Source organism: Mesorhizobium sp. C395A (genome assembly GCF_030323205.1).
GTDB lineage: Bacteria > Pseudomonadota > Alphaproteobacteria > Rhizobiales > Rhizobiaceae > Mesorhizobium.
In genome coordinates, this window is sequence record NZ_CP100473.1 from 4,876,846 (window position 1) to 4,890,522 (window position 13,677).

Sequence of the window (13,677 nt, forward strand, 5' to 3'; positions counted from 1 at the left end):
TTCGGCGACTCGCACAAGATCCCGTCTCGACCCGCCCCTATTGAGAGACGCTTCCTTGCGTGATATCATTGATATCAGACTGGAGACTCCGATGGGCGATATGTTGATCAGAGATATTCCCGAGCCGTTGAAGCGTGAAATCGAGCATGCGGCACGCAAGGGCGGCCAAAGCCTCTCGATCAAGGCGATCGATCTGTTGCGAAAAGGCATGGTTGCGGAAAAAGAAGGCAAGGCCGAGCCTGGACTCACGGCTTGGGATGCGATTCGCGCTGCCTTCGCCTTGGAAAATGCAATCAGCGACGAATTTGCGCAGATGATGGATGAGATCGAAGCGGAACGGAAACGCGACTTTGGCCGCACCATTGAGAATTTCGAGTGATAATCCTCGATACCAATGTCGTCTCGGAAGCGAGCCGGCCCGCGCCCGATCCAAACGTCGCTAAGTGGTTTCGCAGACAGGACCTGCTCGACCTCTATCTCTGCGGTCCTGTTGTCATGGAGCAGTCCTTTGGAGCCGAAAGGTTTCTGAACAAGACCGGCTCGGACCGCCACGTCCGTGCACTTGACCACCTGGTTTCGAAGCAGTTTTCGGGACGTGTCGTCGAATTTGCCGGTCCCATTCCCCGTCTGGCGGGCAAGCTCCGGGCAATGCGGGAAACTATCGGCCGGCCGATCAGCCTTTCCGATGCCATGATCGCTGCCATCTGCCTGTCGCACGACGCTATGCTGGCGACGCGCAATATCAGGGACTTCGAAGAGCTTGACCTCAAGATCGTAAACCCGTTTGAAGCAGACGCTTGAGCGGACTGCCGCGCGCAGAACAGGATACTGGACGAAAATGCCGCTTCGCGTCATCTTCATGGGCACGCCGGAGTTTTCGGTGCCGGTGCTGCGCGCGATTGCCGAGGCCGAGCACGAGATAGCAGCCGTCTACACCCAGCCGCCGCGCGCCGCCGGCCGCCGCGGTCTGGAGCTGACACCGTCGCCGGTGCAGCGCGAGGCTGAGCGGCTGGGCATCGAAGTGCGCACGCCACTGTCGCTGAAGGGCGAGGGCGAGCAAGCTGCTTTCCATGCGTTGCGTGCCGATGTCGCAGTCGTCGTCGCGTATGGTTTGCTGTTGCCGAAGGCTATTCTGGAGGCTCCGCGCCTCGGCTGCCTCAATGGCCACGCCTCGCTTTTGCCGCGTTGGCGTGGTGCAGCTCCCATCCAGCGAGCCATTATGGCCGGCGACGTCGAAACCGGCATGATGGTGATGCGCATGGAAGAGGGCCTGGACACCGGTCCGGTGGCACTGGTTGAAAAATGCGCCATAGAGCCCGACATGACGGCCGGCGATCTGCACGACCGCTTGATGAATATTGCTGCCACGCTGATGGTGGAAGCGCTGTCCCGATTGGAGACAAATACCCTGGCATCGACGTTGCAGGCGGCTGACGGGGTGACCTACGCCAGGAAAATCGATAAGTCGGAGACACGTGTGGACTGGACGCGCCCGGCTGCGGAGGTCCACAATCACATTCGCGGCCTGTCGCCATTTCCCGGCGCCTGGTGCGAGGCCGACATCGGCGGCCGCACGGAACGGCTGAAACTGCTTCGCTCGACGCTTTTGGAAGGCACGCTTTCTGAAAGCATGGGCGAGTCGGGAGGAATTCTCGATGACCGGCTGACGGTCGCCTGCGGGTCGGGCGCGGTCAGGCTGGTCGAAGTTCAACGGGCGGGCGGAAAGCCCGCTGCCGCGCAGGAGTTTCTGCGCGGGGCCAAGATCGAAAAAGGAATGAAGTTCTCATGAGCATGATGTCGATACGCGGCGCGACGCCGCGGGACCGCGAGGCCATACGCCTGGTCGAGGAACACGCATTCGGCCAGCAGGCGGAGGCCGGGCTGGTCGACGCTCTGGTCACCGGCGGCGACGCCGTTGTCGAACTGGTGGCGGAAGAAGACGGCCAGGTGGTCGGCCACATCCTGTTTTCCAGGCTGTTCGTCCAGAACGGCGGCAAGCAGTTTGCAGCCGTGGCGCTGGCGCCGTTGGCGGTGGAACCTTCGTTCCACGGCTCGGGCATTGGCGGTGCGCTGATCCGCGAGGCGCATATCCGCCTCAGGGATGGCGGCGAGACGCTCGCCGTTGTGTTGGGCGATCCGGCCTATTACGGCCGCTTCGGCTACAACCATGCGCGCGCCGAAAAGTTCGAGAGCGAATATCAGGGCGAAGCGCTGCAGGCGCTGGCCTGGGGTGACGCACCCGAAAAAGGCAAACTGGTCTACGCCCAGGCCTTTACCGCACTCGCCGCCTGAACGAAGGGTGTATGCCGCGTTTTCGTCTCGATATCGAATATGACGGCAGCCTCTTCGCCGGCTGGCAACACCAGGCGGATCAGCCTTCGGTGCAGCAGGCGATAGAGCAGGCGATCGAGAAATTCTGCGGTGAGGCGGTGCGGATACGCGCCGCCGGCCGCACCGACGCCGGGGTGCATGCGACCGCCCAGGTGGCGCATGTCGACCTCGCCAAGGCATGGCCAAACGACAAGGTGCGCGACGCCGTCAACGCGCACCTGCAGGCGGCAGGCGCGCGCATCGCCATCCTGCAGGCCACGGTTGTCCCCAATGATTTCGACGCCCGTTTCTCGGCCACCGGACGCCACTATCTCTACCGCATCCTCAACCGGCGCGCGCCTGCAGCGATGGAAAAGGGCAAGGTCTGGTGGGTGCCGAAGCGGCTCGATGCGGACGCCATGCACGAAGCGGCGAAAGTCCTGCTCGGCCGACATGACTTTACCACCTTCCGCTCGACGCAATGCCAGGCCAACAGTCCGGTGCGGACGCTGGAGCGGCTCGATGTAAGCCGCCAGGGCGACCTGATCGAAGTCAGGGCCTCGGCGCGCTCTTTCCTGCACAACCAGGTGCGCTCCATGGTCGGTTCGCTGAAACGCGTCGGCGACGGCGGCTGGACCGCCGCGGACCTCAAGGCCGCGCTCGCTGCGAAAAACCGCGCCGCCTGCGGCCAGGTGGCGCCGCCCGACGGGCTTTTTCTCGTCGGTGTAGACTATCCGGAAAAGTTCTAAGCCGGAGCGGCGGTCGGCACCGTGATGCCGAGCAGCGCCACCAGGGCGAACAACACGGCTAGAGACACCACCAACATGCCTGCGAACACGGCACTGCCGACAGCCGCGCCCTTTCCGATCGCGGCGTTGGTCATCCGCCAGGAGAGTACCAGCGACAGCACCACCAGAACCAGCCACACCAATTCGGCAACCGGGTTGCCGGACGGCAGGAAAAGCCTGATCAGCGCTGAAGGCAGCAGCATCCAGGCGGTGATCGCCGACGCCCAGTTGCTGGCGACGACATAGTGGACGAAGCGGTCGCCGATGCCGGCGCGCGATGCGACCAGGGCAAGCACAACCAGGGGCAGCAGCCACGAGCCGAGGTCGACGGTCGCCAGGCGAATCAACATGCCCAGCCGGCCGGCGAACGCATTGGGATCGCCGATCTCGTTGGCCGTGCCGACCCAGCCGACGATCATCGCCGGCGCGGCGACGACGATGGCGAAGAAGGAATTCCAGAAGCCGTCCGCCGAAAGGTCGAGCAGCCGCAAGCCGTCGGCCTTTCCGAGCATCAGCCGCCAGGCGCCGTTAAGCGATGAAGAGGTCTCGTCAACCGAAAGCATGATCAGCCCTGCTCGAACCAGTCATCGATGAAGCGCTGGTAGATTTGGGTCAGCGTCTCGAGGTCGGCCAGTGCGACGCGCTCGTCGACCATGTGCATGGTCTTGCCGACGAGGCCGAACTCGACCACCGGGCAATAGTCCTTGATGAAACGCGCATCCGAGGTTCCGCCCGAGGTGGACAGCGCCGGCTCCTTGCCGACTGTCGCCTTGATCGACCCGCGCAGCGTCTCGATCAGCTTGTCGTCGCGCGTCAGGAAGACATGGCTCGGCCGGTCGCGCCAGATCAGCTCGTAGTCGACCGGCGTCTTGCCGGTCCGGTATTTCTTGCGCTTCGCCGCCTGGTCGAGGCGGTTATGGATCTCGGCCTGCACCGTCTCGGCAGTCCATGTGTCGTTGAAGCGGATGTTGAAGGTAGCTGTCGCCTTGGCCGGAATGACATTGGTCGCCGGGTTGCCGACATCGATCGAGGTCACTTCCAGATTGGTCGGCTGAAAATCCTTCGTGCCCTTGTCGAAGACGGGCGACAGCAAGGCGTCGACCAGGCTGATCAGGCCGCGCACCGGATTGTCGGCGAGCAATGGATAGGCGACATGGCCCTGGCGGCCGTTGACCGTGACACTGCCCGACATCGAGCCACGCCGGCCGATCTTGATCATGTCGCCGAGCGTGTCCGGATTGGTGGGCTCGCCGACGATCGCGGCGTCCCATTTCTCGCCCCTGGCCGCCGCCCAGTCGAGCAGTTTTGTCGTCCCGTTGATGGCCGGCCCCTCCTCGTCGCCGGTAATCAGCAGCGAGACCGAGCCTTTCGGACCACCCTTGTTCTCGACATGGCGCGCCACGGCAGCGATGAAACAGGCAATGCCGCCCTTCATGTCGACGGCGCCGCGGCCGTACATCTCGCCCTTGGCGATCTCAGCGGCAAAGGGCGGATGCGTCCACGACGCCTCGTCGCCCGCCGGCACCACGTCGGTATGGCCGGCAAACATCAGATGCGGCCCATTACCGGAGCGGCGCGCGTAGAGGTTCTCGATGTCGGGGGTGCCGTGTTCGGAAAACACCGGGCGTTCGACGGAAAAGCCGAGCGGCTTCAGCATGCCTTCCAAGGCAGCCAGCGCGCCGCCCTCGGCGGGCGTTACGGAGACGCAGCGTATGAGGGTCGCGAGGTTGGCGGCGGGATCGGTCGGCAGTTTCATGGGCAAAGCGATAGTCGAAAGCGAAAGGCCTGTCACGGCCAGAGATGATGACCGGTCCTGCCGCCGACATTATGGTTTTCCTGTCGTATAGTGCAGGCCAACACGAGATAATCGCATGGCCAACGCCGAAAAGACCATCGTCATTGCCGGCGCCGGCAGCATCGGCTGCTATGTCGGCGGTTGCCTGGCGCTGGCCGGACGCAAGGTGGTGTTTTTGGCGCGGCCAGGCATAGCGACGGCCTTGCTGGGCGGTGGCCTGCGCATCACCGATCTCGATGGTCGCGACCGATCCATCCGGCCGGAGTCCGTCACCACCGATCCCGCCGCTGCCCTCGCCAGCGCCGACGTGGTGCTGGTGGCGGTCAAGAACGGCGCTACCGAGGAGATGGCGTCGCTTGTTGCCGGACATGCGCGCGGCGACGTCGTGGTGGTCAGCCTCCAGAACGGCGTCGGCAATGCCGACCGGTTACGCGCCGGGCTCGGTGGTCGGACTGTGCTCGCCGGCATGGTGCCGTTCAATGTCGTCCAGTCGGCCATAGGCAATTTGCCGCTTCACGTGCATCGCGCCAGCGACGGCAAGGTGATGATCGAAGACGGTATGGCCGGGCTTGCCGGCCTTCTCGATGTCGAAGGGCTTGGCGTGGAAACCCATCCCGACATGAAAGCCGTTCAGTGGGGCAAGCTGCTGATCAACCTCAACAACGCGCTTGTCGCCTTGTCCGGCCTGCCGCTGGCGAGCGAACTTGCCGACCGCCGCTGGCGGCGGATCCTGGCCGGTCAGATCGACGAGGCCCTGGCGGCGATGAAGGCGTTACATATCGCGCCGGCGCGGATCGGCGGCTTGCGTCCCGGCCTGCTGCCGAAACTGCTCCGGCTGCCGGACTGGCTGTTCCGGCTGGTCGCCCGCCGCATGCTCGCGATCGACCCGCAGGCGCGCTCGTCCATGTGGGACGACCTCCAGCGTGGTCGGCCGACCGAGATCGGTGACCTGCAGGGGGCCGTCCTGAGCCTCGCCGACAAGGCCGGCACGCCGGCGCCTCTGCTGAAGCGGGTCACCGCGCTGGTGCGGCAAGCCGAGCGGGAAAAGCGCGGCTCACCCGGGCTGACGCCGGAAGCCGTCACTGGATAGTCTACTTGCCGCGAGCCTCGGGCCTTGGCCCGCATAGCCCGAAAACAGGCGCGTGGGCCCGCCGCATCACAGCTTCGGTGCGCGCCTCGGAGCCGGCGCTTTGCTCGCCGGGCCTGGCGCCGGCACGGGCTGCGCCGCCGGGTGGTTCTCGATCAGCGTGATCTTCTGCCAGATCTTGCGCGACAGGTTGGACGCCAGGTTCTCGACGTCGTTGACGCCGTCGATGACCACATCGTCATTGACGGACTGCGCAAACAGCGCCGCGATCTTGCCGGTGATCGACAGCATTTCCGAGCAATAGTCGAGGTAGCGCGCCAGGTCGGCGGCATTGGTGATGCGAGCCGGCGAATGCGCGGTCGGCCTGAAATTAGCGGACAATGCTGCCGGATCCTTGGTCAGCTGGTGCATGTCGATGACATGGATCAGCGATCTCAACCCATGCAGCTGGCGAAACACCCGCTTGCGCTTGATGCGCTCCTCGGTGCGGATCAGCGCCAGCAGGCCGAGCACGGCAAGGATCATCATGTTGATCGTGGCTTCGATGCCTTGCACCGACTGCACCGCATCGTCGGCCTGCGAGATATGGATGAGCGGCAGGATGGTGCCGACGAATAGGAAGATCAGCGCGCCGGCGGCAACAGCGGCGACGATGGCGCCGCGCAGCCACCAGATCGGCGCTTCCAGCGCCTGCGCCGCCTTGGCCAGGTCGCGCGACAGCGACACCAGTTCGGCGGCGACGCCGCGCAGGCCGGCATCGGGAAAACGCTCGGCGACGCGCTCTTCCAGCCGCTCGGCGGTGTCGATGATCAGTTTCGGATCAAGCGTGCGGTAGCGCATGGCGAGATATCCGGTCGGCGCTCATGGTTCAGCAGGCGCGTTGCTGCGTTTGCCGTAGCGGTTCGGACCGGGGTCACCGCGGAAACACGCTAGAACGATGAGAAGAATGGGGCCGATGATAAGAGAGATCAACGCGTAATAAGTCGGCTTGCCGAAATCATGAAACCGCTTTGCGGTTACCGCAAAGCTCGACCATGTCGAGATCAGCAAAACGACCCAGAACACAAGTGCCCAGTTCTGGCTGGTTGCGGTGCCGGGTTCCAGTCTCGACAACTGGTAGAGCGGGAAAAACTGTGCAAGCACCAGCAGCAGCCCGGCGAGCACGTAGGCACTTGGGCTGACGCGCCCTGAGAGGCTGAAGAAAAGCCAGGGAAGTGGTGGTGTGTTGGGCAATCTGGAGCGCTCTGGTTGCTCGGACAGGATCAATCACGCAGCAGTTCGTTGATCGAGGTTTTCGACCGGGTCTTGGCATCGACGCGCTTGACGATGACGGCGCAGTAGAGGCCAGGGCCCGGCTCGTTGTTCGGAAAGGCCTTGCCCGGCATCGAGCCGGCGACGACGACCGAATTCGGCGGCACCTCGCCATAAAACACTTCGCCGGTGGCGCGGTCGACGATCTTGGTCGACTGGCCGATGAACACACCCATTCCGAGCACCGAGCCTTCGCGCACGATGCAGCCCTCGACCACTTCGGAGCGCGCGCCGATGAAGCAATTGTCCTCGATGATGGTCGGGCCGGCCTGCATCGGCTCCAGCACCCCGCCGATGCCGACGCCGCCCGAGAGGTGCACATTCTTGCCGATCTGGGCGCAGGAGCCGACCGAGGCCCAGGTGTCGACCATGGTGCCGCTATCGACATAGGCGCCGACATTGACGAAGGACGGCATCAGCACCGCGCCCGGCGCGACATAGGCCGAGCGGCGCACGATCGAAGACGGCACGGCGCGGAAGCCTGCCTTCTCGAAATCGACCGCGCTCCAGCCGTCGAACTTCGACGCCACCTTGTCCCACCAGGCCGCCTGGCCGGGGCCGCCCTTGATGATCTCCATCGGATAGAGCCGGAACGAGAGCAGCACCGCCTTCTTCAGCCATTGGTTGACATGCCATTTGCCATCGGCCTGGCGCTCGGCAACGCGCACGGTGCCACGGTCGAGCAGGTCGAGTGAGGACTGGATGGCGTCGCGCGTTTCGCCCCGGGTCGCGGTCGAAATCGTGTCGCGCTCCTCGAAGGCCTTCTCGATCGTCTTTTCGAGGCTGGCCAGATCAGGCTTCGACATGAATTCGCTCCGTTACCACGCTGTTAAGGCCGTCGGCCTTAACCTTGTTTTGAAAGTCGCGCGGACCCTATGTTAAGGCGTATTGGGGGTCAATCGCGGGTGCGCCATGGGACGGCGCAAGTGAACTGTTGGGACGGGTAGAAAGCATATGACTCCTATGGAAAAGGCGGGATGGACGCCGCTGCCGCATTCGGACGAGGATCTGGAGCGCTCGAAAAGCGTGCCCGACACGCCGCAGACTCGCGCCGAAACCTACCGGCTGGCCTGGAACGATCCCGACTTCATGACGCGCCGGGAGTTGCGCGCTGTGCGCTTGCAGCTTGAGCTCTTGAAGCCCGAAATGATCCTGGCCGAGCGCGGCATCCGCTCGACGGTGATCCTGTTCGGCGGCGCGCGTATTCCCGAGCCCGGCGGCGAGGCCTGGGCCGCCAAGAACGAGACGCAGAAGAAAAACCTCGAGGAAAACAGCAAATATTACGAGGAGGCGCGCAAATTCGCCCGCCTCTGCTCACAGCAATCGGCCACGTCCTACTACCGCGAATTCGTCGTCGTCACCGGTGGCGGCCCAGGCGTGATGGAGGCGGGAAATCGCGGCGCCGACGATGTCGGCGCGCCGTCGATCGGCCTCAACATCGTCCTGCCGCACGAGCAGGCGCCGAACGCCTATGTGACCCCGGAGCTGTGCTTCAACTTCCACTATTTCGCCATCCGCAAAATGCATTTCGTGATGCGCGCCAAGGCCGTCGCGGTGTTTCCGGGCGGCTTCGGCACCATGGACGAGTTCTTCGAGACGCTGACGCTGATCCAGACCGGCCGCATGGAACGCGTGCCGGTGATCCTGTTCGGCAAGGCGTTCTGGCAGCGCGCGATCGACCTCGATTTCCTGGCCGAACAAGGCACCATCACGCCCGGCGACCAGGATATCATCGACTTTGTCGACACCGCCGACGAGGCCTGGGGGATCATCAGCCGCTTCTACAAGTTGGGGGAGTAGGGGAACCGGGAATTGAGGAACTGAAGAATTGAGGAAAAGGAGGTCCGGATCGGTCTTCCTTTCACCAGTTCTTCAATTCTTCAGCTCCTCAATTCCTCCACCCCCTCCACTATCCCCGTCAGAAACGTCGCCAGATCGTCGGTGACGAAATCGACGTCGTCCTCATTGGCCGGATCGCGTTCCCAGATTTCGGCAAAGGTCGGCTCGAAATTGCGCGGCACCACCAGCACCGTGGTCATGCCCAGTGATTTCGGCACCTCGAGGTTGCGGGCGAGATCCTCGAACATCACCGCATTGTGTCCGGTGACGGCGTGCAGTTCGGCAAACTTCTCATAGGTCTGCCGCGACGGCTTCGGCGTCAGTCCGGCGGCGACGATATCGAAAATGTCGTCGAAATGGTCGAGTATGCCGAGCTGGCGCGCGGTGCGCTCGGCGTGCCTGCGGTCGCCATTGGTGAAGATGAACTTGCGGCCGGGCAGCTGGCGGATAGCGGTGCCCAGCACCGGATCCGGCACCAGCCACGAATAGTCGATATCATGCACCTTTTCGAGAAAATCGTCGGGGTCGATGCCGTGACGCGTCATCAGCCCGTTCAGCGTCGTGCCATATTCGAGATAGAGTTCCTTCTGCAGCTTGCGCGCTTCCTCGCGCGGCAGCGTGAGCAGTTCTCCGACATAGGCCGTCATCTTGACGTCGATCTGCGAAAACAGATTCGAATGGTGCGGATAAAGCGTGTTGTCGAGGTCGAACACCCAGTCGGTGACATGGGCGAAGCGGGCGGGATCGGGCAGCGTGGTCATGGCGTCCTTATGGCATGAAATATCTGCCGTTCGAACCCCTTTCTGATGTAGAGCTTATCCACAACCTATGTGCATCTAGAGTTGTAAAAATGGGCTCACCATTCAAATTTTAGCCATCACGGAAAGGTGGCCTTCAGGGCTTGCTGGCACAGAGACGGTTCAGTGGGAGCCAGCGATGAGTCGCATAGTCTTAAAGTCCGCCGCGGTCGCATTCGGCTCGGTAGCCATCTCGCTTTTGCTGACGCTGATCATCGTTCCCGCCATGGGTTTTCCGGTCGACCGCACTGTCTGGCTGACATCGACGGTGTGCCCGCTGGCGCTCGCCTGGATCGCCTGCGCCAGCACCTTCTGGCAGAGCGACCGACTGAAAAACGCGCATCGCGATCTCGCCCGCGCGCATGCCCAGCTCGCCGCCGCGCATCGGCGCCTGTCGGCGAAGGCGAGCCGCGACGACATGACCGGCATGCTCAACCGCGAGAGCTTCTTTGCCGCGTTGGACGGCTCGCGGCGCAAATCCGATCGCGGCGCGCTGCTGATCATCGACGCCGACCATTTCAAGGCGATCAACGACAGTTTCGGCCATCTGACCGGCGATGACGCACTGGTGTTGATCGCCAGCGCCATCGAGCGCGGCGTCCGCAGCGGCGACGTGCTCGGCCGCATTGGCGGTGAGGAGTTCGGCGCCTTCCTGGTCGGCGCTACGGAAGCCGAAGCCCGGCGCGTGGCCGAGCGCATCCGCCGTGAAGTCGAGCTGGTCCGCTTTCGTCCGGTCGACGAGCGCACGGTGCCGCTGACCGTCTCGATCGGCGGCATCACCTGTGCGCAAGATGCCGATGTCTCGGACCTGATGCGCGCCGCCGACCGCCGGCTCTACGAGGCCAAGCACCGCGGCCGCAATTTGTCGATCCTCGACCGGGACATTTCCGAAGCTGCCTAGGTGTTGGTGGTGGGGCTGTTAACGGTTCGCCAACATTGTTTCCACGCAACTGCGCCGTTTACCGGGTTGTAACTCGTTTACAGGCAAGGCTTGGCACGGGAATGGCATGTCTGGCCGGTACCTGTGCCGTTCAGGGAACGCCATGCGTGGATCGAAGCCCCCATCCAGAGACGTGTCATGAGTTTCTTAATCAGGAAAATGTCGCGCCGCACCATCGTGCAGGCGCTGATTGCGATGCCGGCGCTACAGCTTTTTCGCAAGCTGCCTGACAGCGACCGCCCCCCGGCCGATCCCGACGAGATCGTCGTGGTCAATGGCTGGATCCTGAAGCGGAGCGACCTGGCATGATCTTCGACAGCTATGAGGCGTTTCGAGCCTCGGATTTCAAGCCCAAGGTCTGCATTCTCGGCTCCGGGCCGGCCGGCACCACCATTGCCAGAAAGCTCGGCGCCGCCGGCATTCCGGTCGTGGTGCTGGAGGCCGGCGCACGCGAATTCAGCGACGAGTCGCAGGATTTCTACCGCGGCTCCACGGTCGGCGATCAATATTTCGATCTCGACATCACCCGGCTGCGCTTCATGGGCGGGTCGTCGAACCACTGGGCCGGCTGGTGCCGCGTGCTAGACAAGCAGGACTTTGAGCCCAAGGCATGGGCGCCGGACACCGGCTGGCCAATCGCCCGGACCGACATCGAGCCCTATCTGTCCGAGGTGCACGACATACTCGAGCTTCCCGACTTCAAGCCCGATGTGCCGATTTCAGACGACATACGCTGGGTGCAGCTGATCAAGAGCCCGGCCGTGCGCTTTGGCGAGAAATTCTCCGACGAGCTCGACAAGAGCAAGAACATAGCGCTCGTCCTCAACACCTATGCCACCGAACTTGCCGGCGACGGCAAGCGAGTGACCGGCGCCAGGCTGTGGTCGAACGGCAAGGATGCTGGCGCTTTCAGCGCCGATTATTTCATCGTCTGCGCCGGCGGGCTGGAGAATTCGCGGCTGCTTCTATGGTCGAACCAGCGCTCGAATGGCGGCGTGGTGCCGAACGCCACGGCACTTGGCCGCTACTGGATGGAGCACCCGACCTTCGAGGGCGGCAATGCCATCCTGGCCGATTACAGCGAGTTCGAGGTCGATGCCGTCAACGAGGCGTTCTTCTCGCCGACGCTCGCCGCCATGGAGCGGCTGCAGATCATGAATTTCGGCATACGCCTGATCGAGACGCCCTATGCCGGCGTCAAGAGCCTGATTGCCGACCTTGCCTGCACCGCGCCCGAGGCCGCCGAATGGGTCGCCTACCAGCTCAGCCAGAACCTGCGCTGCGCCGCCCAGCTCTACGTCGCCTGGGAACAGGCGCCGCTGGCCTCGAACCATATCGAATTGTCGAAGACCGATGTCGACCGTGCCGGCGTGCCGCGCATCGAGCTGCACTGGAAGAAGTCGCCGTTGGAGCGCCGCACCATCCTCGAGGGGCTCAAGTTGTTCGGAACGACGCTGATCGAGAAGGACCTCGGCCGCGTCCGCATCATGGACTGGCTGACCAATGGCGAGGACTACCCGACGGATGAGGAACTGGCCGGCCACCACCACATGGGCGGCACGCGCATGGGCACCGATGTCGTCAAGAGCGTGGTCGACGCCAACTGCAAGGTGCACGGCATGGACAATCTCTATGTCGGTGGTTCCTCGGTATTCTGCACCTCTGGCGAATGCAATCCAACGACGACGATCACAGCGCTTGCCTGCCGGCTAGGCGACCATCTGACCAAAGTAATCACGGTGTGACGAAGTCATCCACGGTGTGACGAAGTCATTACCGTCTGATTGTCAAAAAAGCGAACGGCGCGACAGGATTCCATGCCTTGGTGTCGAAACCCTCGGAAATCAGCGCCAACGAGATCTCCGTCCTCCTTTGTGGGGAGGGATTAAGGGTGGGGGTAGGTGCCGCGCAAACCCTTCAGGATTTGCTAAACCGTCGCTGGATCCAGCGCCGGCTGCCCCTTGCGGCGGGCGACGATCGCCTTGAAATCGGCGGTCCGGAACGCATCGCGCAACACGTCGAAGGACGGCAGCACGAAATAGGCGCGCTGGAACTTGTCGATCTCGTAGCCGGTGCGCATCACCGTTTCGAGGTCGAAGGGCACGTGGTGCGCGTCCGTGCTCGCGACGGCGAACTGCAATTCGGTGAACGACGACATCAGCCCGGCGCCGAAAGCTTTCCGCTTCTGGCCCTCCTCCTGTATCAGCCCGTATTCGGCGGTGTACCAGTAGAGCCGGGTGATCATCTCGTCACCGCCCAGTGCAATCACGCTCTCGGCCTTTTCGCCATACATCTGCATGAAGTCGGCAAACACCGGCTGTGTCAGGATGGGCACATGGCCGAAGAAGTCGTGGAACATGTCGGGTTCGACGATGTAGTCGAGCTCGTCCTTGGTGCGCAGCCAGTTGGTCACCGGAAAGCGCCGGTTGGCGAGATGGTCGAAGAAGGGCGCGGCCGGGATGAGGCCAGGCACGGCGACGATTTCCCAGCCGGTCAGCTTGCGCAGCTTGTCTGAGACCGCGCCGAAATCCGGGATCTTGTCGAGCAGGCCGAGTGCGGCGATCCCATCGAGATAGGAATGGTGCGCCAGCTTCTGCGTCAGCTTGGTCTGCCGGTCGCACAACGTGCGCCACACCGCCTGTTCGTCGGCGCTGTAGTTGTAGCCCTGCGCCACGGTGAAGTCGGAACGGCACACTGAATAGTCGCCACGCAGGCCTTGCGCCGCGCAATCACGGGCATATTCGGCAACGCTCATCGTCGTCATGGTTCTTCTCCCCTGATCGTGACACTTGAATATGTCCGCAGAGTCT

At 63.2% G+C, this 13,677-nt stretch carries 17 protein-coding genes; 10 read left to right on the forward strand and 7 right to left on the reverse strand.

All coding sequences use genetic code 11. The features are described 5' to 3' along the window. The first annotated feature begins 91 nt into the window (after nucleotides 1–91). Genes NLY37_RS23785 through truA form a run of 5 tightly spaced genes read left to right on the forward strand, consistent with a single transcriptional unit; the run spans nucleotide 92 to nucleotide 3,059 of the window. Nucleotides 92–379: a PDZ domain-containing protein gene (locus tag NLY37_RS23785; RefSeq protein WP_023741318.1), complete on the forward strand. Its 288-nt coding sequence runs from the start codon at nucleotides 92–94 to the stop codon at nucleotides 377–379. After that, entirely contained in the window at nucleotides 376–801 is a 426-nt protein-coding gene (locus NLY37_RS23790; RefSeq protein WP_023703800.1) for a type II toxin-antitoxin system VapC family toxin, read from the forward strand. Before NLY37_RS23785 ends, NLY37_RS23790 begins: the two co-directional genes overlap by 4 nt. A 37-nt stretch (nucleotides 802–838) precedes the next feature. Next, nucleotides 839–1,789 carry a methionyl-tRNA formyltransferase gene (gene fmt, locus NLY37_RS23795; protein ID WP_023703799.1) on the forward strand — a complete coding sequence of 317 codons (951 nt, stop codon included), beginning with the start codon at nucleotides 839–841 and terminating at the stop codon, nucleotides 1,787–1,789. Beyond that, a complete protein-coding gene (locus NLY37_RS23800; protein WP_023741317.1) occupies nucleotides 1,786–2,292 on the forward strand; it encodes a GNAT family N-acetyltransferase in 507 nt (168 codons plus the stop codon). Before fmt ends, NLY37_RS23800 begins: the two co-directional genes overlap by 4 nt. 11 nt (nucleotides 2,293–2,303) lie before the next feature. After that, entirely contained in the window at nucleotides 2,304–3,059 is a 756-nt protein-coding gene (gene truA, locus NLY37_RS23805; RefSeq protein ID WP_023741316.1) for a tRNA pseudouridine(38-40) synthase TruA, read from the forward strand. On the opposite strand, the gene NLY37_RS23810 is transcribed toward truA, so the two are convergent. Continuing rightward, entirely contained in the window at nucleotides 3,056–3,661 is a 606-nt protein-coding gene (locus NLY37_RS23810; protein ID WP_023741315.1) for a hypothetical protein, read from the reverse strand. The two genes, truA and NLY37_RS23810, sit on opposite strands and share 4 nt — an antisense overlap. Nucleotides 3,662–3,663: 2 nt before the next feature. Further along, the gene (gene dapE / locus NLY37_RS23815; RefSeq protein WP_023741314.1) at nucleotides 3,664–4,854 is read right to left on the reverse strand and encodes a succinyl-diaminopimelate desuccinylase; all 1,191 of its coding nucleotides are present in this window, start codon (nucleotides 4,852–4,854) and stop codon (nucleotides 3,664–3,666) included. 115 nt (nucleotides 4,855–4,969) lie between these two features. Between dapE and NLY37_RS23820 the strand changes: the two genes are divergently transcribed. Continuing rightward, a complete protein-coding gene (locus tag NLY37_RS23820; protein WP_023741313.1) occupies nucleotides 4,970–5,983 on the forward strand; it encodes a 2-dehydropantoate 2-reductase in 1,014 nt (337 codons plus the stop codon). A 66-nt stretch (nucleotides 5,984–6,049) separates the two neighbouring features. Here the strand turns inward: NLY37_RS23820 and NLY37_RS23825 are convergent, their stop codons facing one another. Genes NLY37_RS23825 through dapD form a run of 3 tightly spaced genes read right to left on the reverse strand, consistent with a single transcriptional unit; the run spans nucleotide 6,050 to nucleotide 8,097 of the window. Then, on the reverse strand, nucleotides 6,050–6,820 hold the full coding sequence (locus NLY37_RS23825) for a hypothetical protein (RefSeq protein ID WP_023673220.1): 771 nt from the start codon (nucleotides 6,818–6,820) through the stop codon (nucleotides 6,050–6,052). 21 nt (nucleotides 6,821–6,841) lie between these two features. Then, on the reverse strand, nucleotides 6,842–7,246 hold the full coding sequence (locus tag NLY37_RS23830; RefSeq protein WP_081725464.1) for a DUF805 domain-containing protein: 405 nt from the start codon (nucleotides 7,244–7,246) through the stop codon (nucleotides 6,842–6,844). Continuing rightward, nucleotides 7,243–8,097, reverse strand: a complete 855-nt coding sequence (gene dapD, locus NLY37_RS23835; RefSeq protein ID WP_023741312.1) for a 2,3,4,5-tetrahydropyridine-2,6-dicarboxylate N-succinyltransferase — start codon at nucleotides 8,095–8,097, stop codon at nucleotides 7,243–7,245. Before dapD ends, NLY37_RS23830 begins: the two co-directional genes overlap by 4 nt. 148 nt (nucleotides 8,098–8,245) lie before the next feature. On the opposite strand from dapD, the gene NLY37_RS23840 reads away from it, so the two are divergent. Beyond that, nucleotides 8,246–9,091 carry an LOG family protein gene (locus NLY37_RS23840; RefSeq protein WP_023681343.1) on the forward strand — a complete coding sequence of 282 codons (846 nt, stop codon included), beginning with the start codon at nucleotides 8,246–8,248 and terminating at the stop codon, nucleotides 9,089–9,091. Between the two features lie 80 nt (nucleotides 9,092–9,171). Here NLY37_RS23840 and NLY37_RS23845 read toward each other — a convergent pair whose 3' ends face one another. Continuing rightward, nucleotides 9,172–9,891, reverse strand: a complete 720-nt coding sequence (locus NLY37_RS23845; RefSeq protein ID WP_023687469.1) for a pyrimidine 5'-nucleotidase — start codon at nucleotides 9,889–9,891, stop codon at nucleotides 9,172–9,174. A gap of 175 nt (nucleotides 9,892–10,066) precedes the next feature. Here NLY37_RS23845 and NLY37_RS23850 point away from each other — a divergent pair, with 175 nt between their 5' ends. The 3 genes from NLY37_RS23850 to NLY37_RS23860 all read left to right on the forward strand — a co-directional run bounded on the left by NLY37_RS23850 (nucleotide 10,067) and on the right by NLY37_RS23860 (nucleotide 12,612). Further along, nucleotides 10,067–10,828 (forward strand): GGDEF domain-containing protein, encoded by a 762-nt coding sequence (locus NLY37_RS23850; protein WP_023681345.1) that lies wholly within the window; start codon nucleotides 10,067–10,069, stop codon nucleotides 10,826–10,828. A 177-nt stretch (nucleotides 10,829–11,005) separates the two neighbouring features. After that, complete coding sequence (locus NLY37_RS23855) at nucleotides 11,006–11,176, forward strand: hypothetical protein (protein ID WP_023741311.1); 171 nt, start codon at nucleotides 11,006–11,008, stop codon at nucleotides 11,174–11,176. Continuing rightward, on the forward strand, nucleotides 11,173–12,612 hold the full coding sequence (locus tag NLY37_RS23860) for a GMC oxidoreductase (RefSeq protein ID WP_023693003.1): 1,440 nt from the start codon (nucleotides 11,173–11,175) through the stop codon (nucleotides 12,610–12,612). Before NLY37_RS23855 ends, NLY37_RS23860 begins: the two co-directional genes overlap by 4 nt. Before the next feature lie 182 nt (nucleotides 12,613–12,794). Here the strand turns inward: NLY37_RS23860 and phhA are convergent, their stop codons facing one another. Next, on the reverse strand, nucleotides 12,795–13,631 hold the full coding sequence (gene phhA / locus NLY37_RS23865) for a phenylalanine 4-monooxygenase (protein ID WP_023741310.1): 837 nt from the start codon (nucleotides 13,629–13,631) through the stop codon (nucleotides 12,795–12,797). Between the last annotated feature and the right edge of the window lie 46 nt (nucleotides 13,632–13,677).

Coding starts and splice junctions, on each gene's coding strand:
- NLY37_RS23785 (WP_023741318.1), top strand. CDS start 92: ATGGGCGATATGTTGATCAGAGATATTCCCGAGCCGTTGAAGCGTGAA.
- fmt (WP_023703799.1), top strand. CDS start 839: ATGCCGCTTCGCGTCATCTTCATGGGCACGCCGGAGTTTTCGGTGCCG.
- NLY37_RS23800 (WP_023741317.1), top strand. CDS start 1,786: ATGAGCATGATGTCGATACGCGGCGCGACGCCGCGGGACCGCGAGGCC.
- truA (WP_023741316.1), top strand. CDS start 2,304: ATGCCGCGTTTTCGTCTCGATATCGAATATGACGGCAGCCTCTTCGCC.
- NLY37_RS23810 (WP_023741315.1), bottom strand. CDS start 3,661: ATGCTTTCGGTTGACGAGACCTCTTCATCGCTTAACGGCGCCTGGCGG.
- dapE (WP_023741314.1), bottom strand. CDS start 4,854: ATGAAACTGCCGACCGATCCCGCCGCCAACCTCGCGACCCTCATACGC.
- NLY37_RS23820 (WP_023741313.1), top strand. CDS start 4,970: ATGGCCAACGCCGAAAAGACCATCGTCATTGCCGGCGCCGGCAGCATC.
- NLY37_RS23825 (WP_023673220.1), bottom strand. CDS start 6,820: ATGCGCTACCGCACGCTTGATCCGAAACTGATCATCGACACCGCCGAG.
- dapD (WP_023741312.1), bottom strand. CDS start 8,097: ATGTCGAAGCCTGATCTGGCCAGCCTCGAAAAGACGATCGAGAAGGCC.
- NLY37_RS23840 (WP_023681343.1), top strand. CDS start 8,246: ATGACTCCTATGGAAAAGGCGGGATGGACGCCGCTGCCGCATTCGGAC.
- NLY37_RS23845 (WP_023687469.1), bottom strand. CDS start 9,891: ATGACCACGCTGCCCGATCCCGCCCGCTTCGCCCATGTCACCGACTGG.
- NLY37_RS23850 (WP_023681345.1), top strand. CDS start 10,067: ATGAGTCGCATAGTCTTAAAGTCCGCCGCGGTCGCATTCGGCTCGGTA.
- NLY37_RS23855 (WP_023741311.1), top strand. CDS start 11,006: ATGAGTTTCTTAATCAGGAAAATGTCGCGCCGCACCATCGTGCAGGCG.
- NLY37_RS23860 (WP_023693003.1), top strand. CDS start 11,173: ATGATCTTCGACAGCTATGAGGCGTTTCGAGCCTCGGATTTCAAGCCC.
- phhA (WP_023741310.1), bottom strand. CDS start 13,631: ATGACGACGATGAGCGTTGCCGAATATGCCCGTGATTGCGCGGCGCAA.